Source organism: Butyrivibrio sp. MC2021 (assembly GCF_000621605.1).
Lineage (GTDB): Bacteria > Bacillota > Clostridia > Lachnospirales > Lachnospiraceae > Butyrivibrio.
Genome location: NZ_JHXX01000015.1, coordinates 20,695 through 46,539 on the forward strand (window position 1 = coordinate 20,695; position 25,845 = coordinate 46,539).

The 25,845-nt window shown below is 43.0% G+C and carries 26 protein-coding genes and 1 other annotated feature; of the genes, 7 read left to right on the forward strand and 19 right to left on the reverse strand.

Translation table 11 applies throughout. From position 1 onward, the window contains the following. Positions 1–23: 23 nt before the first annotated feature. Positions 24–269: a binding site (T-box leader), on the reverse strand. Between the two features lie 23 nt (positions 270–292). After that, the gene (locus tag T359_RS0115130) at positions 293–1,144 is read right to left on the reverse strand and encodes an MBL fold metallo-hydrolase (protein ID WP_026518201.1); all 852 of its coding nucleotides are present in this window, start codon (positions 1,142–1,144) and stop codon (positions 293–295) included. A 149-nt stretch (positions 1,145–1,293) separates the two neighbouring features. On the opposite strand from T359_RS0115130, the gene T359_RS0115135 reads away from it, so the two are divergent. Further along, positions 1,294–2,358, forward strand: a complete 1,065-nt coding sequence (locus tag T359_RS0115135) for a response regulator transcription factor (protein WP_026518202.1) — start codon at positions 1,294–1,296, stop codon at positions 2,356–2,358. Here T359_RS0115135 and T359_RS0115140 read toward each other — a convergent pair. The 7 genes from T359_RS0115140 to T359_RS0115170 form a co-directional block, all read right to left on the reverse strand. After that, on the reverse strand, positions 2,334–3,161 hold the full coding sequence (locus T359_RS0115140) for a helix-turn-helix domain-containing protein (RefSeq protein ID WP_197027104.1): 828 nt from the start codon (positions 3,159–3,161) through the stop codon (positions 2,334–2,336). The genes T359_RS0115135 and T359_RS0115140 overlap by 25 nt on opposite strands. 68 nt (positions 3,162–3,229) lie before the next feature. Continuing rightward, positions 3,230–4,567: a type I glutamate--ammonia ligase gene (gene glnA / locus T359_RS0115145; RefSeq protein WP_026518204.1), complete on the reverse strand. Its 1,338-nt coding sequence runs from the start codon at positions 4,565–4,567 to the stop codon at positions 3,230–3,232. 12 nt (positions 4,568–4,579) lie between these two features. After that, positions 4,580–5,281, reverse strand: coding sequence for an ABC transporter ATP-binding protein (locus tag T359_RS0115150; protein WP_026518205.1), 702 nt, complete (start codon positions 5,279–5,281; stop codon positions 4,580–4,582). A 16-nt stretch (positions 5,282–5,297) separates the two neighbouring features. After that, positions 5,298–6,035: an ABC transporter ATP-binding protein gene (locus T359_RS0115155; protein WP_035784659.1), complete on the reverse strand. Its 738-nt coding sequence runs from the start codon at positions 6,033–6,035 to the stop codon at positions 5,298–5,300. Between the two features lie 28 nt (positions 6,036–6,063). Then, on the reverse strand, positions 6,064–7,065 hold the full coding sequence (locus T359_RS0115160) for an ABC transporter permease subunit (protein ID WP_026518207.1): 1,002 nt from the start codon (positions 7,063–7,065) through the stop codon (positions 6,064–6,066). Further along, a complete protein-coding gene (locus tag T359_RS20645) occupies positions 7,062–7,961 on the reverse strand; it encodes an ABC transporter permease subunit (protein WP_081795610.1) in 900 nt (299 codons plus the stop codon). The genes T359_RS0115160 and T359_RS20645 overlap by 4 nt, the downstream gene beginning before the upstream one ends. Before the next feature lie 30 nt (positions 7,962–7,991). Then, the gene (locus tag T359_RS0115170) at positions 7,992–9,263 is read right to left on the reverse strand and encodes a transporter substrate-binding protein (protein WP_197027105.1); all 1,272 of its coding nucleotides are present in this window, start codon (positions 9,261–9,263) and stop codon (positions 7,992–7,994) included. Positions 9,264–9,585: 322 nt separating this feature from the next. Between T359_RS0115170 and T359_RS0115175 the strand changes: the two genes are divergently transcribed. Next, positions 9,586–10,518 carry a carbon-nitrogen hydrolase family protein gene (locus T359_RS0115175; protein ID WP_026518209.1) on the forward strand — a complete coding sequence of 311 codons (933 nt, stop codon included), beginning with the start codon at positions 9,586–9,588 and terminating at the stop codon, positions 10,516–10,518. A 123-nt stretch (positions 10,519–10,641) separates the two neighbouring features. Then, positions 10,642–11,868: a 6-phosphofructokinase gene (locus tag T359_RS0115180; RefSeq protein ID WP_330370195.1), complete on the forward strand. Its 1,227-nt coding sequence runs from the start codon at positions 10,642–10,644 to the stop codon at positions 11,866–11,868. 187 nt (positions 11,869–12,055) lie between these two features. Here T359_RS0115180 and T359_RS22235 read toward each other — a convergent pair whose 3' ends face one another. The 5 genes from T359_RS22235 to T359_RS23375 form a co-directional block, all read right to left on the reverse strand. Further along, entirely contained in the window at positions 12,056–12,250 is a 195-nt protein-coding gene (locus T359_RS22235) for a 3-hydroxyacyl-CoA dehydrogenase NAD-binding domain-containing protein (RefSeq protein ID WP_330370196.1), read from the reverse strand. After that, complete coding sequence (locus T359_RS0115190) at positions 12,238–13,011, reverse strand: ABC transporter ATP-binding protein (protein WP_197027106.1); 774 nt, start codon at positions 13,009–13,011, stop codon at positions 12,238–12,240. Before T359_RS0115190 ends, T359_RS22235 begins: the two co-directional genes overlap by 13 nt. A gap of 9 nt (positions 13,012–13,020) precedes the next feature. Further along, complete coding sequence (locus T359_RS0115195) at positions 13,021–15,351, reverse strand: ABC transporter permease (protein ID WP_026518212.1); 2,331 nt, start codon at positions 15,349–15,351, stop codon at positions 13,021–13,023. 8 nt (positions 15,352–15,359) lie between these two features. Beyond that, entirely contained in the window at positions 15,360–16,697 is a 1,338-nt protein-coding gene (locus tag T359_RS20650; protein ID WP_081795612.1) for an MFS transporter, read from the reverse strand. Positions 16,698–16,894: 197 nt separating this feature from the next. Continuing rightward, on the reverse strand, positions 16,895–17,059 hold the full coding sequence (locus tag T359_RS23375; protein WP_256374491.1) for a hypothetical protein: 165 nt from the start codon (positions 17,057–17,059) through the stop codon (positions 16,895–16,897). 105 nt (positions 17,060–17,164) lie between these two features. On the opposite strand from T359_RS23375, the gene T359_RS0115210 reads away from it, so the two are divergent. The 3 genes from T359_RS0115210 to T359_RS0115220 are packed head-to-tail and all read left to right on the forward strand — an operon-like array spanning position 17,165 to position 19,039. Continuing rightward, positions 17,165–17,539: a GntR family transcriptional regulator gene (locus T359_RS0115210; RefSeq protein ID WP_026518213.1), complete on the forward strand. Its 375-nt coding sequence runs from the start codon at positions 17,165–17,167 to the stop codon at positions 17,537–17,539. After that, entirely contained in the window at positions 17,539–18,384 is an 846-nt protein-coding gene (locus T359_RS0115215) for an ABC transporter ATP-binding protein (RefSeq protein WP_026518214.1), read from the forward strand. The genes T359_RS0115210 and T359_RS0115215 overlap by 1 nt, the downstream gene beginning before the upstream one ends. 1 nt (position 18,385) lies before the next feature. Beyond that, complete coding sequence (locus tag T359_RS0115220) at positions 18,386–19,039, forward strand: ABC-2 transporter permease (protein ID WP_026518215.1); 654 nt, start codon at positions 18,386–18,388, stop codon at positions 19,037–19,039. A gap of 8 nt (positions 19,040–19,047) precedes the next feature. Here T359_RS0115220 and T359_RS22545 read toward each other — a convergent pair whose 3' ends face one another. The 5 genes from T359_RS22545 to nudC form a co-directional block, all read right to left on the reverse strand. Next, on the reverse strand, positions 19,048–19,206 hold the full coding sequence (locus tag T359_RS22545) for a hypothetical protein (RefSeq protein WP_155840142.1): 159 nt from the start codon (positions 19,204–19,206) through the stop codon (positions 19,048–19,050). Beyond that, complete coding sequence (locus tag T359_RS20655) at positions 19,206–20,399, reverse strand: hypothetical protein (protein WP_051545499.1); 1,194 nt, start codon at positions 20,397–20,399, stop codon at positions 19,206–19,208. Before T359_RS20655 ends, T359_RS22545 begins: the two co-directional genes overlap by 1 nt. A 14-nt stretch (positions 20,400–20,413) precedes the next feature. Beyond that, on the reverse strand, positions 20,414–20,608 hold the full coding sequence (locus tag T359_RS0115235; protein ID WP_026518216.1) for a hypothetical protein: 195 nt from the start codon (positions 20,606–20,608) through the stop codon (positions 20,414–20,416). After that, entirely contained in the window at positions 20,598–22,823 is a 2,226-nt protein-coding gene (locus T359_RS21810) for an EAL domain-containing protein (protein ID WP_051545502.1), read from the reverse strand. The genes T359_RS0115235 and T359_RS21810 overlap by 11 nt, the downstream gene beginning before the upstream one ends. Before the next feature lie 67 nt (positions 22,824–22,890). Next, complete coding sequence (nudC, locus tag T359_RS0115245) at positions 22,891–23,718, reverse strand: NAD(+) diphosphatase (RefSeq protein ID WP_026518217.1); 828 nt, start codon at positions 23,716–23,718, stop codon at positions 22,891–22,893. A gap of 86 nt (positions 23,719–23,804) precedes the next feature. On the opposite strand from nudC, the gene T359_RS21815 reads away from it, so the two are divergent. After that, positions 23,805–24,812, forward strand: coding sequence for a tyrosine-type recombinase/integrase (locus T359_RS21815; RefSeq protein ID WP_026518218.1), 1,008 nt, complete (start codon positions 23,805–23,807; stop codon positions 24,810–24,812). Here T359_RS21815 and T359_RS20670 read toward each other — a convergent pair. After that, a complete protein-coding gene (locus tag T359_RS20670; protein WP_035784661.1) occupies positions 24,809–25,834 on the reverse strand; it encodes a pyridoxal phosphate-dependent aminotransferase in 1,026 nt (341 codons plus the stop codon). The two genes, T359_RS21815 and T359_RS20670, sit on opposite strands and share 4 nt — an antisense overlap. Positions 25,835–25,845: the final 11 nt, after the last annotated feature.

Here is a 25,845-nt window from a genome sequence, read left to right on the forward strand (position 1 = left end):
TCCTGTCCCTGTATGAAGTTTCATACAAGGACAGGACTATTATCTGTTATCCTGCGGTGCCACCTTGTTTACCGGAAAACCGGTCTCTCATGAGAAAGCAATCACTTCCTCTACTCTGTAACGGGAGTCCCCGTCGAATACTACTCCGGATATCCGTTTCGCTCCGCCCTCAAAAGCCCATTCCTTCATCCATCCGCTGCGCCCTCTCACCGCCGGGCACTCTCTGTGAGTTTCATAAATGAAGTACTTCTCTTCTTCATCGGTTTAGCAAATTGTAGCACTAAAGTATACGTTAGTCAACTATATATCTTTTCTTAATTTCCTCTCCTGAATGAACGTATTCAAGCTGATCCCCCATAATCCTCTTCATTTCATCAAAAGCCGGAACTCCCGTGCAATGGCAGGTATAAAATTTTGCCTTATAGGACTTTAGTTCCTCTGCTATAGCTCTTATTTCTTCAAGCTCGTTCTCCCGGTAATCACGTTTCATCATAAGATGGAAACCGCTTACGACAACGTCCGGAAGTCCCCCGTATTTCTCTTTATAAGCATCAAGAATGCTCAGGATTCCATTATGAGCGCAGCCTGACATAAGTACAACAAGATTTTTGTCCTTTACCACAAGAAAATGCTCATGGATGAAGTCATCCGGGATAAAACCTTCCTCGGTTTTGATAAGAAGACGCTTATTTGTGAAGGGCAGCATATGGGTCCTGCTTTTGATGGTAAAAAGCTCAAGCTCATCATCAATGACATGATCACCGGAAAGGAGCTTTACCTGAGGGAGCTTAAGAATATCCCTGTCGATACCAATGTATCTGTAGCGGTCTCCCACTGCCAGCCTGCCGTCATCTGCATACTGCTGTCCTCCGGCGGATTCCTGCATAAATATGTCCGCCTTGTCATTTATCCGGGAAAAGGCCATAATTCCCCCCGAATGATCATAATGACCGTGGCTCAGCACAACGGTATCAACAGCCTTCAGATCCACTCCAAGGGCCCGGGCATTCTTAATAGAATTGTCGGTCTGACCCAGATCCAGCAATACTTTGTGCTTTGAAGTCTCGATATAAAAGGAAAGTCCGTGCTCAAAGGCACATGATGGATTTCCTTCGGTATTTTCAATAAGATTTATGATTTTCATAAATACATTATAATGCAAATGCTCCCAATTCCCGGAAAAAATTTAGATTTTAGTCCTTTTTGTTCCATTTTTTACAGTGATATTTGCATAGATATACATATAATGGATTTCAATAAACAAAAATCCTCCGGGAAAGGAGATACAAAGACATGATTAAATGTGTATTGCTTTCGCCAGATAAACAGTTTATAAGCCAATTCAGGTCCTTTGAGATATTCCATTTTCCGTCTCCTGCCACGCTCTCCTTCTGCGCAGGCAGCGAAGCTGAACTTATATCGCATCTCTACAGCGACCTGGCTGACGTGATTTTCCTGGAGCTCTATCCGCCCTTTAGCATGTGTTTTTCACTTATCGTAACTCTGCGGCAGACCTGTCCCGATGCACGGATCGTGGTCATCAGCGACAACAAAGACTTTGATATCGCCATCGATGCCATGCGAAACGGCGCCTCGGATTTTCTGGTAAAACCACTTTCACAGAACTGTCTTTCTGAGCTTATGACAAGACTTAAGCTTACATCTTCACCTGCTTCCTGCCTTAATCCCCAGCTTATCATGCCAATCGAATATAATCAGGCTTTCGGTTACCTGAAAAATTCCAGTGATGAATTCATAAGCTTTTTTGAAAAGCTTTTTATCCGTGCTGAAATGTCACGTAAAATAAAGCTTTATGAGATGCAAAAAGGATTTATGGAATTCTTCCAGGCTCTGGTGGATGACTGCGAAAAGATTTTTCCTTATATAAGAAAATATATATCTCATAAGGATTTTTCCTGGATTTCTGACAATGCATATGTAAGCTCTGATGCTTTAGGAGCAGATCTGTCTCTTTTAGCCGCCAAGCTCCTTAACCTTGTAAAGATGTTTGTATCCCCTTCAAAGAACAACCTTATAAAAAATGTTACAAACTACGTTCTGGAAAATGTCGAAAACGCCATCTCTCTTGAGAGCATTGCGGAATCATTTTACGTTAACAAAACATACTTAAGCCACCTGTTTAAGGTACAGCATGGCATGTCTTTCGTGCAGTTCTTTACGGAAGTCCGCATGCAAAGAAGCCGTGTTCTTTTATTGGAGGATAAAAAGATATATGAATGCGCTTTGGCGCTTAATTACGAAGATACAGAGTATTTCAGCAAGACCTTCAAGAAGCATTTCGGCTGCAGGCCTTCCGAATATGATGTAAGAAGTCAGAGCACAGTCAGCTTTTCATAAAAACTTGACTCCATTAAAAGAGCCTTTAACTCCGAAGGCCTCATTCCGCACATTTCCTTAAATTCCTTGACCATATGGGCACAATCATAATAGTTGAGCTGATAAGCAATTTCAGTGGGATTAAGACCCGCCTCAAAACCCTGAATCGCACTTTGAAATCTTATGATCCTGGCAAATTTCTTGGGGGAGATTCCCATGCTTTCCTTAAATGTCCTGTTTATATATCTCTCCGAATATCCGGTTTCTTCAGCAAGGGTCTTCAGAAGCACCGTGCCACCTGTGCTGATATTTTTGTCCACTATATACTCCACCAGACGGTCCGCCCCTTCTTTAGCTCTTCCCTCATTAAATCCCGGGATGTAGTGCTTTAGAAAAACATTTATCCTGTCTTCGAACTTATCCTTCCCGAAAATCTCCGATTGCCTGAAATCCTTGTAAATAACCTCCGGAAGCTCAATTATATTTCCAAAGAGCTGAGCCATTTTAGGCGTAATCATAGGAGGCACGAAACCGGGCATAAATCTTACGCCAAAGTAGCAGTAGCCGGCCCTGATAGGAATGCTCTCGGGCTTTAGCCTGCTGCCAATGATCTCAGCGCCCATATGCTTTTTATCCTTGCTGCAATAAAACATCAGATCAATGCAGCAATCCGGAATGTACAAAGGAATGCTCTCGACATTTTCCAGAATCTCCATCTGGAAAAAATGTGATATGCCATACATGTAGATGGCTTTTTTCAGATATCTGTCCGTGGTCATTACCATAAAGGGCTGCCTCGGGATAAGTAATTTGATCTTTTCCATAGATTTTTTCATAAAAAGCACAAAAAAAGGGTCAATGGAAACAGCTAATGTCTCCATTGACCTGTAAATCAGCAATTCTGAATATATTTATCTATCTCCCAACGGGAAATATCCTCGCTATACTCTGCCCACTCTCTCAGCTTAAGCTCACGGTAGTTGTTATAGATATGCTCTCCCAGAGTGTCCTTAATGAGCTCATCACTGTCGAGGGCCTCCAGCGCTTCCTTGAGGTTGGTGGGAAGTGACCTGATTCCCTGTGCTTCAAGTTCCTCCTGTGTCATATTAAAGAGATTATAGTTAACGCTGTCAGGCGGAGTCAAGCCCTTTTTAATGCCATCCAGCCCTGCTGCCAGGCAACACGCAAGAAGCAGATACGGATTGGCGGCAGGATCGGGTGAACGAAGCTCGATACGGGTTTCCGAGCCACGGGCTGCGGGAATCCTTATAAGGGGGCTTCTGTTTTTGCAGGACCACGCAATCTGTACCGGTGCTTCATAGCCCGGCAGCAATCTCTTATAGGAGTTTATGATAGGATTAGCTATTGCTGTAATGGCGTCAATATGTTCCATCAGACCGGCGATAAAGGAATAGGCTTCTTTGCTCAGGCCGTTTTTCAAAGGATCCTTAGGGTCGTAAAAAATATTTTTGCCATCCCTGGTAAGGGACATATTCGTATGCATACCGGATCCGTTCTCGCCTTTCAGGGGCTTTGGCATAAATACTGCGCAGGTTGCCATTTTCTTGGCAATGGATTTTACCGCCAGTTTAAAGGTCATGATATTGTCCGCAGTCTTAAGGGCATCATCATATTTAAAATCGATCTCATGCTGGCCGTGGGCAACCTCATGATGGGAAGTCTCAAGCTCAAAGCCCATTTTCTTAAGGGCCAGGCATATTTCTCGCCTGACATTTCCTCCCAGATCCGCAGGGCCCAGGTCAAAGTAACCGGAAGTGTCATGGGTGAGAGTTGTGGGCCTTCCGTTGTCATCCACATGGAAGATAAAAAACTCACACTCCGGCCCTACATTAAAGGAATAGCCCATCTCTTCCGCCTCATCCAGTACGTTTTTGAGACAGTGCCTGGGGTCCCCGGCAAAGGGATTTCCCTCGGGGTCATATACATCGCAGATAAGTCTAGCCACAGAGTCAACTCCCGGCCTCCAGGGCAGGATCTCAAAGGTATCAAGATCCGGCCTAAGATACATATCAGACTCCTCGATTCTGGCAAAACCCTCGATGGATGAGCCGTCAAACATAATCTTGTTATCCAGGGCCTTTTCAAGCTTGTCAGAGGTTATCGCCACATTTTTCAGGCATCCCAGAACATCTGTGAACTGAAGTCGAATAAAACCTATATCGTTTTCCTCGATTATTTTCATAATCTGCTCTTTTGTGTACTTTGCCATATCCTCGCCTCCTTACACTGATAGATATTTCTTGATCTTGTCATAGTCCAGTATCTCATCCCTTGTGAGGGAATCCTGGATCATTCCTTTGTCCATGGCATAGCATCTCTGTGATACCTGCTGAATAAGGCCTATATGCTGCTCCACCAGAAGAACCGTCACTCCCAGTTCCTTATTTATTCGAAGGATAATATCTCCTATCTGCTCAACTATATTGGGCTGAACGCCTTCAGAGGGCTCATCCAAAAGCATTATTTTCATATTTCCCGTAAGAACACGTCCTATCGAAAGCATGGCCTGCTCACCGCCGGACATGGTTCCTGCCTCCTGGGTCCTGCGCTCCTTCAGCCTGGGGAAATACTCATAGATCAGATCGTAATCGGGCTTTTTCCCCTTGACCTTATTTATGTTTTCACCCATCATCAGGTTTTCTTCCACAGTCAGCCTCGGGAATACCATATGTCCCTGAGGCACGTATCCAACGCCTTTCCAGGCTCTCTCATAGGATTTGCTCTTTGTTACATCTTTGTCTTCAAGATATATTTTTCCGTCGGAGGTCTTGATAAGCCCTGTAAGAGTCTTCATAAGTGTGCTCTTTCCGACACCGTTTCTTCCAATTACCGAAACTACTTCACCCTGCTTAATGCCTATATCAACGCCATGTAAGATCATTACTTTCTCATAGCCGGAGACCAATCCCTGTGTTCTAAGCATGTTCCTCACCTCAATTCTATGAATTTCCAAGATATATTCTTATTACTTCCGGATTATTTACCACCTCATCTATAGGGCCTTCCACGAACTTTTTGCCATAGTACATAACAGTTACGTCATTGGCGATCTTTTTTACAAAGTTCATATCATGTTCAATAAAGAGAATGGAAAGTCCCTGATTGTTCAGCTCTGTGACCAGCTCTGCGGTAAAATCCGTCTCCTCAGGGCCCAGGCCCGCTGCGGGCTCGTCCAGGAGCAGAAGGTCCGGATTCGAAGCAAGCGCCATGGCAATTTCCAGCCACTGCTGTTGTCCGTGGGACATGTTTTTTACCAGGGGATTTCCCAGATCCTTGATATGCACAAGCTCTATCAGTCTGTCTATCTCCGTCTCCAGGTCCTTCTTGGGAACATAGTTCTCAGCGGCGATCCTGATATTTTCCCTGAGGGTCATCTCCTCATATACGCCGGGCACCTGCATCTTGATACTCATGCCCTTTCTGGCCCTCTTGGAGGCCTTAAGGCTGGTGATGTCTTCCCCCTTAAAAAGGATTCGTCCGGAGGAAGCCATGTAGACACCCATAACCATCTTGAACACTGTGGTCTTTCCTGCTCCGTTTGGTCCGATAAGGCACCTTAGCTCGCCCTCCTTCATGGTCATGGAGAAATCTTCAACAGCCTGAATTCCGCCGAACTGCTTCGATACCTTATCCAGCACCAGAATATCTTTCTGAGGATTTATTATTTTCTTTTCCATACGCGTTACCTCTCCGTTCAGATATTTGTTATGCCTTTGCTACTCTTTTCTTAAAAAAGAAATCCACCCTCTTAAACAGTTCTTCCAGTAAGCCATCCGGCATAAACATAACGATCAGCACAAGACCGATGCCAAGGATAACATCTGAGAAGACATTGCCGGATGCAGCGAGCTTTTGTGTGATAAATGAGTAAATAACCGTCATCACCAACGCACCTGTGATGTTCTTTCTACCTGCAAGAGCAACCATAACAACCGCTATTGTTGAATTGCCCACCGACAATGTGGAGGGAACCACATATCCGCTCCAGGCTGAGAAAAGAACGCCTCCAAGGCCTGCGATGGCACCTGAAACTCCGAAGGTCAGAGTCTGCAGCTTGGCTGTTTTAAATCCAAAAAGCTCACTTCTTGTTTTGCTCTCTCGAATTCCGAACAGTGCATAGCCGATGTTGGAATGTGTCATATATCTGAAGGCAAAATAGATAGCGAATACCACAGCTGCCACGAAGAAATACAGGGCGACATTTGTTAAGGTAAAATTGCCTATTCTGAGCTTTGGTATGCTGTTAAGGCCGTTATATCCGCCGATCCAGACACCAAGGATCTTGTACTCGGGGCCTGAGGTCTGAACAATGAAGGTCTCCAGGATAATGGAAACACACAGGGTGATGATTCCTGTAAAGATCTCATCAACACCTCCGTAAAAAATGAAGTAGCCAAGCAGCGTAGCGGCAAGTCCCGCGATCAGCGTTCCGGCCAGGGCGGCCACTATGGTAAGGTTCTTATCCGAGCATAGACTGACAATGGCGTAAGTATAAGCACCTATACCGTAAAAGGCCGCCTGTCCGAAGGAGAAAATACCTGTATATCCCCAAATGAGGACAATACTGAATGATAAAAAGCATGTAATATAAAAGCCGGTGAACTGATCCACCTTATAAGCTGAATTAAAAACCGGAAACAGCACTGTAAAAAGCAACATTGCGATAGCAACTAAATTTTCTGTACAAAGTTCTCTTATTTTCTTCATGCAAGTGCTCCTCCTCTCTTGTTTCTCCTGGTCTTGATATCCATCTGAACAGAGTTATACAATCCTGAAAATCCTTTTGGAAGAATTCTGATGAAAAGGATCGCAATAAGGAGAATGCCGATCTTTCCGTAGAAAGTATTAAGTCTCATATCAAGGATTCCTTCTACAAATCCAAGGCCTCCTCCTGCGAATACGGTTCCGATAAGAGGATCTGCGCCACCTACCAGCACTGTCACAAAGCTCTGAACCAGGAAGCTGTCTCCATAGTTTGGAGTAAGTGCCATGGCAGGAAGATATAAGCCTCCGCAAAGGCCTGCAAGAGCAGCTCCCAGCATGAATGTCCCCGCATTCATCCTGTCTGCGTTTACTCCAAGGCTGTTGGCGATTTCCCTGTTTTGCATGGTAGCTCTTGAGTGAAGACCGAAACGTGTAAATTTGAAAACAACAAATGTAGCAATAATAAGTACCAGAGCAATTGCAATAAGCATGAGCTTGTAATAGGAATAGGATTTACCTGCCACGGTGAAGGAGCCGAAGGGAATTGCTATTCCCTTCATGCTCGATCCGAAGATAATGAACGTCAGCTGCGAGATAGCTATGCTGAGTCCCCAGGTAACTACGATGGAATCAAGGGGCCTGTCATACAGATGTCTGACAACCAGCCTGTCCAGAATAAGTCCCACAACACCTGAGAAAAGAGCGCCGCAGGCTATTGCTATTCCCAGGGGCAATCCCAGTAAATTAACCGTCAGGTCAGTTACATATGCCCCGATCATGATCAGCTCACCCTGTGCCATGTTGGTGATTCCCATCATTCCATATATGATTGCCATACCAAGCGCTGCCAAAACCAGAAAAGAAACGCTGTCAATAAATTGATAAAAATAAGCAAACATACCAGTCACCTCATTTCTATAGAGTAGATATTACTTTCCGAGTCCGTCCTCAAGAGGAGAGAACTGCTTCTGAGGATCACTGACTCTTATATCGATTCCAAGATCCTTAAGGTATGTAGGTTCAATATCTGAATCTGTTTCACGAAGTTCGAGAACATTGTCATCATTTACTTCCATAATTGATACAGTGAGCTTAGCCTGATGTGTTGCGCCATCTACGGAAACCTTTCCTGAGGGTGCGTCAACCACGATCTCATCTGTATCAAATGCATCTATAACTGCTTCTGTATCTGTGGTTCCTGCCTTTTCACAGGCTGCTGCCCAAAGAAGAATCGCTGTATATGCACCTTCTGCCTGATTTGTGATATAGGCTTCATCGGGATACTTAGCCCTGAATGCTTCCACAAAGTTCTTGGCTGTGTCTGTGTAATTGCCCATCTCCTCAAAGAAGTTAGCTGCAGAGATCATTCCTGAAAGTCCGTCAACCTTTGTGTGCTCGTAGGAGTAACAGATGTTGCAGGTTGAAGCAAGGCCGATATCGCTGATTCCTGCGGATACCCACTGGTCAAAGAAAGAACACTGAGCTGCACCTACCAATAATGTATATACACAGTCAGCTCCGGAATCCTGAATCTTACTGATGGAGCTGGAGAACTGAGATGTTCCGAGGGGTGAGAACTCTGTTCCAACCACTTCAACACCAAGTTCGTCGCAATACTCCTGAACCCACTGTGCTGAAATCTGACCGTAGTTATAATCGGCAGCAAGGATATAAAGCTTACTTGCGCGGTTGTTATCTACCAGGTACTTCATCATAGGAAGGATTGACTGCTCAGGACCTGTTCCTGTACAGATGCAATATCTGCTGGCAACACCTCCTTCATAGAAGGTTGGATATATAAGAAGTGACTTATTTTCTTCAAAAACGTTTCTGCAGGCTTCTCTGTTAGCTGAAGTTCCGTCCTGGAATACTACAGCACAGTTCTTTTCAAGAATGAGCTGTTTAGCCAGCTCCTGATATCTCTGGGTGTTGCTCTGTCCATCTACGAATATGGGCTCGATCTTCTTTCCCAGCACTCCACCCTTTGCATTAAGATCGTCGATTGCCAGCTGGAAGGCCTCAACATTTGCTGTAAGTGCATTATCACCGGAGGTATCTGACATGATACCTATCTTTACTGTGTCTCCCGAAGATGCCGATGAGGTTTCACCGGCCACGGCTCCGCATCCGGCCATGGACATTGTCATCATTGCTGCTACCAATGTAGCTCCTACTTTTTTCATGAACCCGATCTTTCTCATAATATTTTCTCCTTTCATATGAAAAACTCCTCAGAAATGAAAAAGAGCAAGGTGCTTGTCTGTAAGCGCCCTTGCTCTCTGTCATCTCGTGTATACGTCGTAATATAATGGCATTCCCGCGGACTGTAAACCGGTATAAGATTTGCTCTTACCCGGAAAAAATTTAGGTGAAAAACAAACCTAAAATTTTTCCGGGTTATAACGAATTTTTCTCAGTTGAAGCCTGTTCTCTTTATGCTATAGTGGTCTCAACGAAAGGCACAAAGAGGTGTTAAGACACATCTACTTTGTGCCTTATTCTTTTTTAAGGAGGAGTAATAATATGAAAGACATCATTACTATTTCAACAGTCACTTTCAACGCAATCTGGGGCGAAAAAGAAAAGAACTTAGAAAAAATCATTGGTTATATTGAAGCTGCAGCAGCTAAGGGATCCAACCTGGTTCTTTTACCTGAGATGGCTCTTACAGGATATGATGATGAGCCTGAAAAAGAAAAGAAGGACAAGATGCAGTCCATCCTTGCAGAAACAATTCCGGGACCTTCTACAGATAAGGTTGCTGAGGTAACCAAAAAGCTTGGTATCTACTGCGCTTTCGGTATGCCTGAGCGCGATCCTGATGACCCGGCTACAATATATAATGCACTGGCAATTTTCGGGCCCGATGGTCTTATCGGTTCCTATAGAAAGATACACCTTCCTTTCCCTGAGCCCCACTGGGCAACAAGAGGTGGCGGAAAGCCCTTCTTACTGGATACTCCATGGGGCAAGATTGGTCTCTCTATCTGCTATGACACCTATTGCTTCCCTGAAGTAATGAGATATGAAGGTGCCATGGGAGCAAGAATCCACTGTAACGCCACTGCCCTTGCAAAGTGCCACGGCAAGGCCCTTGGCAGCACTACCGTAAATGCGGCAGTATTACAGAACGGCATGTATGTGGTATCCTCTAACCTTGGCGGTATTGATCTCTACAATGATTTCTGGGGTGGAAGCAGCATCATCGGACCAAGCCGCAACCTGTGGGAGACTCACTACTACGCAGGCCTTCCTTTCGAAGATCCCGCAGCCAATGAATGTGAGATGTACACCGCCACCATCGACCTGTCTCTGGCAACAGGCGCTATCTTCAAGTCAAATCCTCTTATCGACGGTGCTACTGATTTCAGACCTGACAAGTATATCGAGCTTTACAAGGAGGTTCTGGACAATCCTGAATTCGGAGCTGATTCAGGCAAGACCAATCAGTTTTAACAGTTAATCGTTTTAGTTCAATAATAACCATTTTTACGCCATTGTAAGCGCTTACAATGGCGTTTTTTGTCGTGTATCATGAAATTACCAGGCAAAAAACAAATGGAATGGAGGTACATTATCATGAAAAATGCGATAGTTGGACAGTCCGGCGGCCCCACAGCGGTTATCAATTCGAGCCTTGCAGGGGTTTTTGAAGCAGCGAAAAGCCGAGGCGCCGAGCATGTTTACGGCATGTGTAACGGAATTCAGGGATTTCTTGAGGACAGATATGTGGATCTGTCTGAGATATTCATCAAGGCAATGGATATAGAGCTTTTAAAGCGAACACCTTCCAGCTACCTTGGAAGCTGCAGATACAAGCTGCCCGAGCTTGACGCTGCAGGTTCAAATGAAGTATTCGACAATATTTTCAAAAAACTTGATGACCTTAATATAGGTTATTTCTTCTACATCGGCGGTAATGACAGCATGGATACCATCAATAAACTTGCTGCCTACGGCGATAAGATCGGAAGCGATATCCGCTTCATCGGTGTTCCCAAAACAATTGATAACGACCTCACAGTAACAGATCACACTCCCGGCTACGGCTCTGCTGCCAAGTACATCGGCGTTGTGATGAAAGAGATCATAAGAGATGCCACGGTTTACGGCACAAAATATGTGACTGTAGTGGAAATCATGGGAAGAAACGCAGGCTGGCTCACTGCCGCTGCTGCCCTGGCTGCCACCGGGGACTGCGAAGGCGTTGACATGATCTGCCTTCCTGAGATTCCCTTTAATGTGGACCGCTTCGTTGAAAAGGTCCGCAAAATGCAGGAGAAAAAAAGCAGCATAGTCATCGCTGTTTCTGAAGGCGTTAAGCTTGAAGACGGCCGCTATGTCTGCGAACTCTCAGATGATGTCCGTGACGTGGACGCATTCGGCCATAAGAGCCTTACAGGAACCGCCAGATTCCTTGCCAACACCATCGCTAGAAACCTTGAGACCAAGACCCGCTGCATCGAGCTCTCCACCCTTCAGAGATGCGCAGGCCACCTCACCAGCCGCACCGATATCACAGAGGCCTATCAGGTGGGCGGAGCCGCTGTAAAAGCAGCCTTTGAGGGCCACACCGGAGAAATGGTGGCACTTAAGAGAATCTCCAACGCGCCTTACCAGTGCACCACTGAGCTCCATCCCATTTCTGAAATAGCTAACCTTGAGAAAAAAGTACCTCTTGAGTGGATTTCCGAGGATCACACCCAGATGAAGCAGGAATTCATCGACTATGCTTATCCTCTTATCCAGGCAGAGCTTACTCCCATGTTTGTTGGAGGCCTTCCACAGCATATTTCTCTGGGCTAAAACGACGCAAAAATGCCGAGCACTGAGAGTATCTTCTCCCGGTGCCCGGCATTTTGAAAAAAAGCTGTGAACCACATATTTACACGTTTTTGCGATTCACAGCTTAGTTATTAATAAAACTTTTATCAAAATTTCGTCTTTGTACTATGCAGATGCTTTTACCTTTTTCACCTACTTCATAAATGCTTTATACAGCTTTCATCCGGATACTTCTTGATATTTCAGAAATAGCATTATTTAAAACTTCACTATTATTGTCGATAAGGACGATATCGTAACCATATTTTGAGAATCGTTCAGCTACGCCCTTACCCATTACTCCTGCACCTATTATTCCAATCTTTTTCCCCATCGTATTCTCCCTGATTATTACACCTCTAATTTTGTTATTATTTCATTTACCTGCTCCTGTCTTTTAAGCAGTGATTGTGAGCTTTGGTCCCACTGACCAAGTTCTACCTTTTGGTAAATCTGACCGTCTAGAAGAAACCACACCTGACTTGCTTTGGCCGCCACCTTTGAGTCATGGGTAACAAGCATAATTGTGCTACCGGACTTGTTCATTCCGACAAATAGTTCCATTACTTCATCTGATGTCCTTGAGTTCAAAGCGCCTGTAGGTTCATCCGCAAAAATTACCTTTGGATCGTTCATCATACTTCTACAGATACTGACTCTTTGAGCCTGTCCTCCAGACAATGTACTAATGTCACGTCTTGCCAACTCTTTAATTCCTGCTTTTTCCATGAGGGAATTGCACTTTCTCTGCATAACAGACTTGTCTTCCTTATTCAATACAGAAGCGGCAAGCATTATGTTTTCCTCTACAGTCAGCGTTTTTAGGAGTCGTGGCTGTTGAAAAACATATCCAAATTTGTGAAGCCTTACATCTGCAAGCCCATCCTCATCTAACTTGCTGATATCCATTCCATCAATTTCAATATTCCCCGATGTTGGTTTATCCATACCGCTAATATTGTATAAAAGTGTTGATATTCTTGATCCCGAAGGTCCCATAATAGCGATAAAATCACCCTCTTCAACATCAAAAGAAATATCTTCCAAAACTTGAGTCTTTATGTTCTTTTCAGTTTCAAAAGTTTTATTTAAACTATTCACAGATAAAATTTTCATTTTTCCCATCTTTTTCCCTTATGTGTTCATAAAACGTATCTTATTTATCATTTTTCCTGATACAAAAGTTGTACTGACTGCAACCACCAAAATAACTAAAGGAATAGCAAAATATGTCAAAATTGGATTAATGACAAAAACAATCTTAGATGCTCCCATTCCAGACATAATGCTTCCAATAATCGGCTGTCCCGCTGCTCTAACAAATATTTCACCAAGTATTATCCCCATCAGTATTCCAAATATTATTCTTGTCATATACTGAAGGCGAATGTCACTACTGTTTAATCCAATTCCCTTCATGGTGGAAATGTCATCCTTATACTTGATTACCAGAAGTTTCATAAAAATACTTATTGTAAATAGCGTTATAAGCAAAACTACAATCATTGTTATCCATGAAAGCTGTATAAATTTTGCTATAGAATCACCCATAGTCTGAGAGATGTAATCAATCAAGTTGGTAATTTTCCCATTGGATATACTTCCATCAATCTCCCTTATTTTGTTGGCAATATTTTTCTTTTCTTTCAAATTTATATTCACAACACTCCTATATACTGGAGCATCGACTGTCTGGTAGGTTATCTTTGCGCTCTTTCCACCATTTGTAATGTCCTGATATATTCCACTGACAATGTAGTCATACTCTTTTGAGTTAACTTCTATTACAATTTTGTCCCCAATTGTTTTTTGAGTTTCATTGGCCAGAAGATGTGAAATCCCTATCTCTTGTTCGTTTTTAGGCAGGTGTCCTTCATTACAAGAAACTCCAAACTCAGAATAGTCACCTCTCTCAAAATTCAGATACACTGCTTCCCCTTCTGTATTATCTGAATAAGCTAAAAACGTTTCGTACAACCCATAGCTTTGAATATCAGAATCAGCTTCTAAGATGCTGATTAACCTTTCAATATCACCATTTGCTTTTTTAGCATCCTGAAAATCAACTCTCAAATCGCACTTTGCAATTCCCATATATGTTGAAAATTCCTCTGACTTCATGGTTGTTACAATCTGAACGGGTAGTAGCACAAGTAATAATAAAGCAGTAAAAATACCGCATATTATGATATAGGGTTTCTTATAACCAAGCATGTACTTTATACCCAAGATCACGCTTGTAAGCATCCTTCCATTCGCCTTCATAGATGGATGTCTGATAGTCCTGTCACTGCCTATTCGCCCATTTTGTTGCAAAGCCTCAACAGCATTTACATTTCTTATGCTGTTTACAGCTCTTTTGCAGAACATCAGAACTATTATTGCTATTGCCAAACAGGCTACACTCTGTAACAGATAGTTGACAAGCGACTTCTCTGCGATTCCCATGTATAAAGCAAGATTATTTTGAACTACTCCAACAATTGAAAATGACATTCCAAAACCTATAACACATCCAATAAAAGCTATGATCATATATTTCCTCATATATATATCTGAAATATATTTTGAAGAAATGCCTAACCCTTTCATTATGGCTATTTCCATATATTCCTGATCTATACTTGTTATCATTGCAAATCTTACACACAAGACCGAAATACAAACCAGAAAGATTGCCGCAAGTATAAGTACAGAAGCTGTCACTATATCTGTCAGCATATTAAGAAGGCGAATAGCTGAGTATGTTATGAGTGGTCCATTTGATGGAAGGCCCGATTTTAAGTAATCAACTTCCAGCTGACTTACCATTTTCAAGTTTTTTACCTGAAACTCGATGATGTATTCAACATCATTGATATTTGAGTTCAGCTTATCCCAGTCGTTCTGACTCACTAAAAATCTCTTTGATGAGATGTATGAAGAATTCATCTGAGAATCCCTGATAAAATCAGCTATTACAAATCTGTAATCACCGTTATCAGTCGAAACTGTTATACTATCGCCTTCTTTTAATCCATAAACCATCTGATAATATACAGGGACACCTATATATCCATTTTCTATTTCTGCTATTTCATTGTTAGAATTGAGCAAAAAATCAAATTCCTTGTTTTGGACTACAAAAGCATTGTCAATAACACTTCCCAGCTGAGTTACACCATCTTGCCTAATTGTCAGTGCATCTCCCCGAACATTTAACATCTCCACTATTTCATATTTTGAGATCAAATCCGATTCATCTGCATATCTAAGAATTCTGTTTTCATCAATATCTCCACTGTGCATCTGAATTAAATGAGAAGTCGAGGAAGCTTCATAAAACTGCCTTATTGTCTGGTTCAAAGAATATACTAGTTCGACAGCATTGGCGCATAAAGCCGAAGCCACCGCTATAAACAAAGCCAGAAAAAGACTTATTGTCCGCGCTTTTAACAGTTCCTGTTTGATCTGTTTACTAATCATATTTTCCTTTAGGCTCCCAATTCTTTTTGATCGACAGTTGAAATGTCTTCTATGTTTTCTATAAAAATGTTTTCTATTTTTTTCATTGATTTGTTACAGTAAATCACTACACTTAAGATGATCATTGAAAAGCCACATATGATTAGCATGAACGCTATTCCTCTTTCCATTCCAGTTCCAACTACGCGTCCCACTGTAGTTGCAAGTAACCCATCAGGTCTTAACAGAGGATTAAAAACATAATCAGCAAGTGCACCTGAAATTCCATAAGCCACAATATATCCAATCTGTGTAACAAATGAAATCAGTCCCCACTCCCTTCCCTGGGTATCCTGATCAAGGTTACTTCTCAAAAGGACGTCAATACAGGTGTTGGTAAGTGGTATCATTGCAAAGAATAAAAATCCAAATACTGCTATCAACACCAGATTGGTCAAACAGCCTACCACTCCTATCATTATTCCCATAATGGCAAAGCCTGTTGCAAGGAGTCTTACATAACCATTTTTAATTCCCTTTATTCCAAGTACCAGACTGGTAACCAGCATTCCAATAGCGCTTACCGAAGTTATTACCCCAAGTGTTGATGAATCCGTAATCTCCAAAAGCATTGGAGTAAGAAGGGTTTCTATTACTCCAACGTAGAAAGTTATAAGTGTAGCAAGTAGCATAAGAACAACTACACCATGATTCTTTGTAAGACTCTTCCAACCGTCTGCAAAGTCTTTGAAAAAACTGAGCTTGGAATCCTTATTAAGATGCTGACTCTTTTCCATCTGCTTTCCAGCTATCACAACAGTGAATAAAGTTATAAAAAATGTGCAGATGTCTATGAGAAGAATAGTATTAATCCCTCCCAGCTTGATGATCAGTCCGGCTATTATCGGAGAAATCAAGAACTTGGCTGCACTGGCAAGCTGAATTAATCCACCTGCTTTTGAAAACTGATCCTTTGTCAAAAGATCTGTGACTGCTGATTTATATGCAGGATCCATCAAGGAAGCAAAAATAGAGCTTGAAAATACACATATACAAATCAGTGCAACGCTGTCATTTTTAGTAATAACCATTACAAGTAAAACAAGCAGACAAATAGCAGAAAAAGAATCACCTATAAGCATTAGTTTTTTTCTGCTAAATCTATCAGCCAGCACCCCTGAAAATGGTGTAAGTAATACCATTGGCAGAAACGCACACAATGTTACTATTGAGCAAGCGAGTGCACTTTTTGACTGTTCAAATACATACACGTTAAGTCCAAAAGACGTTAACCCACTTCCAATACTTGATATGAGCTGTCCCAGCCATATACATAAGAAAGCTTTAAATCCCCTATTATCACTCATTTCGTCACAACTCCTCTCCAACTCTTGTTAATTATTCACAGATTTCACATATTGAATCCCTCCTAAACAATTTCTCTTGCCATATCCTCATCCTGGGTCATCATGCGGCACCATTTGACCAGCTCAGTATTCAGTTTCTCATACAGGTAAGCAATTTCCTGCTCCATTCCCCTAGACTCCCCAAGTAAAAAGATATGTCAAAAGACCTTTCTGTATATATAACGTTTGGAAAAGAAAAAGTGTTGGAAAAATTTTAATTTTATTAGCACGCCATTTTCATCAAATGTATATTTCTTGGTCCACTTAGTAATAGTGCGTCCCCTGACCATCTTACCTTCTGAGTCAAAATAGTAAGTTGACATCCATTTTGTTCTAAAACCCTTTTCCGAAAAAAATAATAATAAACAGCATATAACAGTTGACAAACAGTTTTATACTGTTATATACTGTTTATGGAGGATGAAGATATGCATATCATTTTAAATAATACCTCGATGGTTCCCATTTACGAACAGCTGGTGAATCAGGTGAAGAACAATATTATTAGCGGCGAGCTGCCGGAGAACGAGGCTCTTCCCTCGGTCAGAGCCCTGTCGGCAGAGCTTAGGATAAGCGCCCTTACTGTCAAGAAGGCCTATGACAAACTGGAGGAAGAAGGCTTTGTTGTCACAGTTCACGGCAAAGGCACCTATGTTGCCGCCACGGACAAGTCACTTGCCATGGAAGCCCGCAGGAAGAGCGTTGAGGACGACTTTGCTGCCGCTGTTTCCAAGGCCACTGCCGTAGGCTTCACCAAAGAGGATATTCTGGAGATCGTTCAGATCATTTTGGAGGAATACTGATGGTTAAAGTTGATAATCTTGTTAAGAACTATGGCGATTTTCATCTGGAAGTTTCTCTGGAGATTCCAGATGGAACAGTCACCGGCATCGTTGGCAAGAACGGCGCCGGCAAGAGCACTACGATCAAGTCGATCCTTGGTCTTATCAGCCCCGACCAGGGAAGCATTACCATAAATGGCAAAGAGGCCTCACAACTCACCGGAACAGATAAGGCATCAATCGGTGTTGCCCTCTCCGATTCAGGCTTTAGCCAGTATCTGAGAGTTGAGGATGTAACATGTATTTTGAAGAAGCTCTATCCCACCTTCGACGAGACTTTTTTCAGAGATAACTGCAAGGCCCAGGGCCTTCCTTTCAACAAAAAGATCTCTGAGTTTTCCACAGGTATGAAGGCCAAGCTCCGTGTACTGGTGGCCATGAGCCACAGGGCGAGCCTTCTTATCATGGACGAACCCACAGCAGGTCTGGATGTTGAGGCACGAAATGATATTCTCGATCTTCTCAGGGGCTATCTCCTTGAGGATGAGAAGCGCTCAATCCTTATCACATCCCACATCTCCTCTGACCTGGAGGGAATCTGCGATGATATTTACCTGATCCACAACGGCAAGGTTATCCTCCATGAGGAAACAGACGCGGTTTTAAGTAATTACGCGCTGCTTAAGATGGATGAGCAGGCCTACAGCAGGCTGGATAAGAGCTATATTCTTAAAGAAAAAAAGGACAGCTTCGGCTATTCCTGCTTCACTAACGAGAAACAGTTCTATGCCGAGAACTATCCGGATATTGTGATTGAAAATGGAAACATTGACGATCTGATCTTGATGATGACAGGAGGTAACTGATATGCGCGGACTTATAGAAAAAGACATCAGACTCACTCTGATAAGAAAGCAGACTATTGTGGTATTTATCGCCATGGCGCTTTTTATGGGCGTTTCCATGAACGGGTCCTTTGTAGTAGCCTATCTGACAATGCTGGCCATGATGATCGCCATAGGAACCCTGAGCTACGATGAACTTGATAATGGTTATGCATTTTTGATGACCCTGCCAATAGATAAAAAGACCTATGTAAAAGAAAAATATCTCTTCACCCTTGGCGTTTCAGTTATCGCCTGGTGCATTGGCGCAGTGCTGTTCTGCATCGTAAGGGTGGTCCAGGGCAACGGTGGAACAGCCTTTGCAGAACTTCCGGAGCTCATGGCTATTATTCCTGCCATGTACATGTCAGGCTGCATCCTGATTCCCCTTCAGCTCAAGTACGGCGCAGAAAAAAGCCGAATCGCTCTTTTCATCATATTCGGCCTTATCGCAGTAATAATATTCGGCTCCACCACACTGCTCAGCAGTATGAATATTCCCGTTGAAGGCATCAGTGCTTCCCTGGACAGCATTTCCACCGCTGTTGTGATTCCTGTACTGTGCGCTTTGTGCATTGCAGCTGCATTTGTTTCATATCTTATCAGCACTAAAATCATGAATAAGAAGGAATTCTGAATATATGTTTATTTCTTTCCCTTCTCTTTAAGCAGAGTATCCCTGATAGCCATTGCAATAACCTCATCCGGAGCCTTCTTAAGAGCTGTAGCTTTCGGGTTTTCTTTAATCTTTATGGCTTCTTTTTTGCCGGTTGCAGGCAGGCTGTCATGTGAACCTGATGTCATCAGCTTTCCTCCGTCAAAAGGGCCTTCATCACACATCTGATATCATCTGCATGATGCCCATAAAATACGATATGATGATTTCCGCAGGGCTTTCTCAAAATATCTGAAACATCTTCCTTGAATTTTACAAGGATCTGAGTACGGCACAGGTCCGGCTCATCAAGGTTTTTGATAATTGTACCGTCACTGACAAAAAAGCGCTTTAAATCAGCTGAGAGCCTGAATATTGTCACATCTTCCTCTTTCAAAAAGCCCTTTATGGCAACTCCTGTTCCGGACTCAAAATGTGAATCAAGCCTCAGGTCTTTTGTCATATGGAGCGGAATCGTGCAGTGGGCTAAAACAGCGGTGTTATCTGCAGGAGAGATCCTTGAAGGGTTCGCCTGGAATGAAGCCTGACCTGTAAGAAGCCTTACGATATGCATGGAAATAAGTGCAGCTATATCGCCTTCGCAGGCTGCAGTCACCCCTTCATCATTAAGTAAAGCAAGACCCACACAGCCTGTCGTTGCCAGGGGTTCCAACAGGTCAAAACACCTGATGGTAAAACCGGATAGGCCATATCTGTCTGCTATTGTTTTTAATGCTCCATAAGTACGAAGAGCCTTGGTTTTCTCTGAATCATCAAAGGGTCCTGAAAGCAAATCCTTGTTTACCATGAGGGTTTTCTGGAATTCCTGCTTCACTTCCTCCAGAGAAATATCCTTGAAGGAAATTCCCAGTTTTTTTGCCACATCGTCATATGAAGGCACCGAGGCAATCAGCCAGTCAGAGGGCTTTCCCAATACTCCGAATACTGTCTCAGAGAGTTTCTTTTTCAGCTGATTGGTCAAAGCCAGTGTCCTGATGCGTCCTGCTATGTAGTCCACATCTCCGTGGAGAATTTCGCCATTACCGCCCATTCCTGTTACATAGGTCATAATCTCCAGGGATGCGGCCAATGAATTGTTTGATCCGTTGGTAAGAAGGTAAAATGGCTCCTTTAACTTATCAAAGTTCTGTAAAAACAGGTTCTCGCTGCCTCCGGACTGAACAAAAATGAGCTTCAGATCGCAGTCGTAGTCAGCAATATCACTCATTACCAGTCTATCGCCCAGTTTTCTTTCAATATCCTCGATAAATCCGCCGGTTATAGGATTAAGCTGATCGTTATAATTTAGTCCCGATCTTAATCCCGATACTTTTATATTCATGTTTAAATCTCCCTTTATTTCATCAGCTCATCCAGAACAGCCGAATAGATATTTTCATCGGTTATGCCCTCTTCATTCCTTAGTCTGTAGCCAATTTTGATTTTTTTAGTGATGTCGTTTCCCTCCAGCTTTTTAATTGCTTCAAGCTTTGTTCTGAGCTCCTCCACCATAGCCTTCAGGGTCTCAGGCTCAGTTAAATCAGTTACCATGGCAAAATCTGATCCGATACACTTCGCCATAATCATCAACAATGCGGTGATGGTTCTCATTGCGCAGGATAATGAGCGCGTAGTTTATACCTTTAGTAGCATAGTTATGGGCGTAACTCCTTGTTACTTCCGCCAGTGCCGAGACGTTCATAAGGCCGGTGACAGGATCCAGGCGACGTTCATTATAGAGTTTATCAAGATAGCTAAGCTCCTCATCCACGTCTGTAACATGTCCCATAAGGCCGATAATCTGGCCATTTTCATAAACAGGTCTCTTATCACTTACAATGTTATGAACTATGCCGTTTATGATGCATTGTCCCGGAGCCCTTACTATATTTTTCCCTTTATTCAGAACCTCCAGTTCTCCTTCTTCAAAGGCCTTTTGATCGATAAGCCATCCCATTTCCTCATCATTTTTTCCAAGGATATCTTCAAGCTTAACGTTAAAGAAATCCAGAAATGCCCTGCTGCATCCCAGGAATCTGCGATTCTTGTCCTTCCAGAAAAACTTAACAGAGGAAGCTGCCACTATGCTTTCCCACATCTTGGACTGAATAACGGCATTTTCATTTGTAAGCCCATAATCTTCAGGATTATGAACCCTATTATTACTTGTAAGGAAGGGCTGGGCATCATCAGCTGTCGCCTTGCCGCATACAAGGTACTCTTTTCCCGACGATCCGGGAATCATCATGATACTCATCTCTTTCCATCTGTAGTTGCCATCCGGCTGCTTGATCCTGAAGATGTTTTCAATATATCCTTTATCAGAGGCTTCTACTCGACTTTTCAAGGTCGAGATATCAGTAAAATCATAGAATTTTTGCTTGTCAGCATCCGCGATAAAATCGGCCACCATTCTGTCCAGATGCTCCTGCAGCATATTTTCTATATTGTCAGGCACATTAATATATTTACGCTTTCCAAGCAAAGGGAAAATAGTATGCCTCTCTATATTGATGATCATAACTGTCTCGAAAAGATGGTTTAATTCCCTGAGCTTGTTGCCAACGGCATTCTGTGTTCTAAAGTCATTGTCTATGGAAATATTTCTGATGGAGCCCTTTATAAGATGCTTTCCATCAATTTCAGCCAGTTCTTCTCCCTGGAAGCACAGAATATTTCCATCATAGGTATAGTAAAAAGTCTCCTGGTTCTTGGTTGTTTCGATAGTATCAGCATATTCGCGATATTTTTTCAAAAGCGGTGACTTGGTTTTATATATCAGACGGTCAATCCCCTCCAAAGAGTATTCTCCTGTAAGGACCTGCCTTTTATAAGCTTTATTCATAAAAAGAGTTCGAAACTCTTTTCCGTCATCCTCAACGATCTCCAAGGGTTCCTCTGTAGCTCTGGCGCAAAAACTTCCGGTCTGATAGTAATGGCGCCACTTTCTGGGCTCTATTTTTATACCCATTTCTTCTATATGAGCAAAAAATTCCTCCAAAGGCATAGCTTTGCCATAATAATATCCCTGAAGCTTGCCACAGCCTATGGAATAAAGAAATTCCACCTGCTCCGGGGTTTCAACGCCCTCTGCCAGAGTCATGATCCCGATGTTTTTGGACATGGTTATGGCAGCTGTCATGATAGCCTTGGATTTATCAGTAAAAGATTTCAAAAATTCCATATCCATCTTCAGGGTATCAAATTGGTAATCTTTGAGAAGATTTAATGAAGAATACCCGCTTCCAAAGTCATCCATCCAGACTTCAAAGCCTGCATTTCTGAAGCTTTCAATGACTCTCTCCATAAGATCAGAATCAGAGACGATCATACTCTCAGTTATTTCAACATGGATATAATCTCTTGGGATATTATATTTTTCCACAGCATCTTCCACTACTTTCAGCATATCCGTAGCTTCAAAATCAAGCTTGGAAAAATTCACAGAAACCGGAACGGCTTCCAGACCATTATTAATACGCTCAGAGATATCCGAGCAGACCTTTTCTACGATATATGAGTCCAACTTGTAAATCTGATTTGTATCTTCCAGGGGACCTATAAGCTTATCCGGAGAAAGAAATCCATGGACAGGGTCAATCCATCTGGCCAGGGACTCAGCACCGCAAAGCTGTCCTGTAAGCGTGCGAATAACAGGCTGGTAATATACCTTAACCCAGCCTTTTTCAATAGCAACATCTATGTTCTCTGCCACATATTCTGCTATTCCAATATGATTTGCAGCCCTTGAAACCGCCTCATCCATGTGTGATATCTCCACAACACATTATCGTTATTTTGATTATATCACAATTATATTACATCTACTTCTGTTATTCGGAAAAGGATTGTTTTCCCTGTTTGAACATCTTCATCATCTCATTGGTAAGGCTGAGATTATTGGGCTGAAGCTCGATATCTTCACGTTTTACCCACTCTGCATACTTAAGCTCGCCTTCATCCATGTGGATGGTATCATCCCCGTCAACGTCGCAGTAAAAGCCGGTGAGAATATCCAATGCCATGCCCCAGGGCTGGGACTTATAATAGCGGATATTCTTGACCTTGAGGCCTGTCTCCTCCATGACCTCCCTGGCCACGGTCTCCTCAAGGGTCTCTCCGATCTCGGTAAAGCCCGCCACCAGCGCATTGTGGCCGTATCCTGTCCTGTATTTGGTAAGTAGGAGCCTGTCCCCGTTGGTAACGCCAACGATGACCGCGGGATTGATCCTTGGATAGATGATGTTCCCGCATTTCGGGCACTTAAGAGCTCTCTCCGTGGTGCTATGCTCCAGCTTCTGTGCGCATTTTCCGCAGTAGATATTGTCAGAATACCATTTCCAGAGGTGGTAAGCCGTAAATATGGCAAAAACCTCTTTTCCCGAAAATCTGTCCCTGGCATCTCTTATGGAATAGAAATCGTAGCCCTCCAGGGGCTTCTCGATGTTATCCAGGGAGAGGAAGAATCTTTTATCATCCAGGGAAAAAATGTAGACCTGTCGCCCTGAAGTTATGTCTTTTCCCAGAGGAAAAAGCCTTACCGGGTCAGTTCCCACGAGGATCTTGCCCTCCTTGTTAAAAGCAAGAAGATAGTCCTCTGCTTCTATTTCGCAGTGTACGTATGCATTATTTAATCTGCTTGGGTAAATATCCTGAATCATAGTGCCCTCCTGATTGATAAGGTCATTATAATATGTTATATTTCATCTGTCCGATAAGATAAAATCCATATTTTCGGGGGAAAAATATGATAATTAATAATAACACCATCGAGTACAAAGAAAAACTGGAGCTTCAGTACAATCAGCGTATGAACGCGCTGTTGACTGAGCTCCCTTCATTTTGCACAGAATACGAGATCTATCTCAGGGAAAGAAACTCCCTGAAGACTCGAATGGAGTATATTTTCGACATCTACAATTTCTTTAAATATCTGGTAAAGGTGGATGCAGAGGTTAAGACTGTAAGTGATGTCACCGCAGAAACCCTTGAAAAGCTCACAGGGGCTGACTTCGACAAGTATCTGGAATGGCTCTCCAATTACAAATTTGATGAGAAAAACGAGAATGAGAAGCCTAAGACCAACAGCCAGGCCTCAAAAAAGAGAAAGATCATGTCCATCAAATCACTGTACTCTTTTCTCTTTGTTAAGGGCTATATTTCCTATAATTCCTCACTGGAAGCCACAGTTCCCAAGGTGACCAAAAAGCCCAGGGAAGCGGTTCAGATCCTTACTGAGGCCCAGTGCAAGAGCTTTCTCAATATTATTGAAGCCAATCACAAAAGAGCCAAAAGAAAATTGGCGGAAACTCCGGAAAATAAGCAAAATCCCAAGGATAAGATGAGGCCCCACCTGGTTATCAGGGATAAGGCAATTGCCCTTCTCATGCTGGATACAGGCCTGAGAGTGTCAGAGCTCTGCGCCATCAACTGCGGAGATATCTCCTTCAATCCCGGTTATTTGGATGTTGTAAGAATGGGTGAAGGGGATGGAAAGACCGTTTCCAGAATCAAGCTCTCCGAGGAAGTCCTGGACATTTTGAAGCACTATCTCTATGACGCCAGAGACAATATAGGCGCCAACGAAGACAATTTCGATGCCCTGTTCCTGAGCTCCATCCACAGGCGCATCACTCCCAGATCCGTAGAACTTATGGTAAAAAAATACGCAACCGAGGCCCTTGGAAAAGATCACACGGTTCATCCAAGAGTCCTTCGCGCAACCTTTGAAAACAGGAACACAGTAGCTGATTAAACAATTATAACATCACTTCCGCTCACCGCGATCCTGTAATAACCCGTAGAAAGTCCTGCAAAATCGGAGCAGTCTCTGATCAGGATCTTTTTATCAAGAAATCTATTATAAAGGTCATCCTCTGCCCTGAGTAGTACATAGCAGGTGTCTGAAGGGTAGACCTTTATTTTTTGTTTCTCAAGGAGAGCTGTAAGTTCATGACGACAATTGGTTGTGCGAAGTATTGAGTTTTCCACAAAATCTGTCTCAAGGATGTAATCCGCGCAGGCACAGCCAGCCTTAAGGGCAAAAGCCGACATGTTCCACTCAGGAAGAAAAGTACGCAACTTCTCAATATTCTCCGGTGCAGACATGGCATAGCCTATTCTTACTCCCGGTATGGAAAAAAGCTTGGTGTAGGCATTTACAATAAAGAGACCGGGCATCTCCGAAATATAGGCAGCTGCACTCACTGCCCCCTCTGTCAGATGAAGAAAACACTCATCCATAAGCACGTAGGTGCCGTTTTTTTTGCATTTTTCAAGAATATGGTCCAAAACCTTGGGCGATATGGCTCTTCCCGTGGGATTGTTGGGATTAGCCAGGATCACCAGGTCTGTAGTCTCAGTAATTTCCTCGGCAAAATCGGCGGTTAATTCAAATCCATTCTGCTCTTTTAACCGGTACTCTCTGATATTCACCCCTGATACGGCATTAAGGCTGTGTCTGTAGCCGTAGAATCCCGGAATAGGAATAAGGACTTCCTTAGGCTCTATCATCCTGATAATAGCAAAAATAAGCTCAGAAGCGCCGTTTCCTCCAAGAATATTGTCCTCTGTGAGATAATCTGCCCCAAGAAGCTTGTTCTCGGCTGCTGCCACGGATTTCCTAAAGTCCCTTTGCAGTATGTCGGGATATCTGGAAGCCTCCTCCACTGCTGACCTGAGGGCATCCAAAATCTTCGCCGGACAGGGATTGGGATTTAAGTTTACCGAAAGGTCGTATTCTATTTTTTTATCGTAGATATCTCCGCCGTGTGCCACGTTAACTCCTA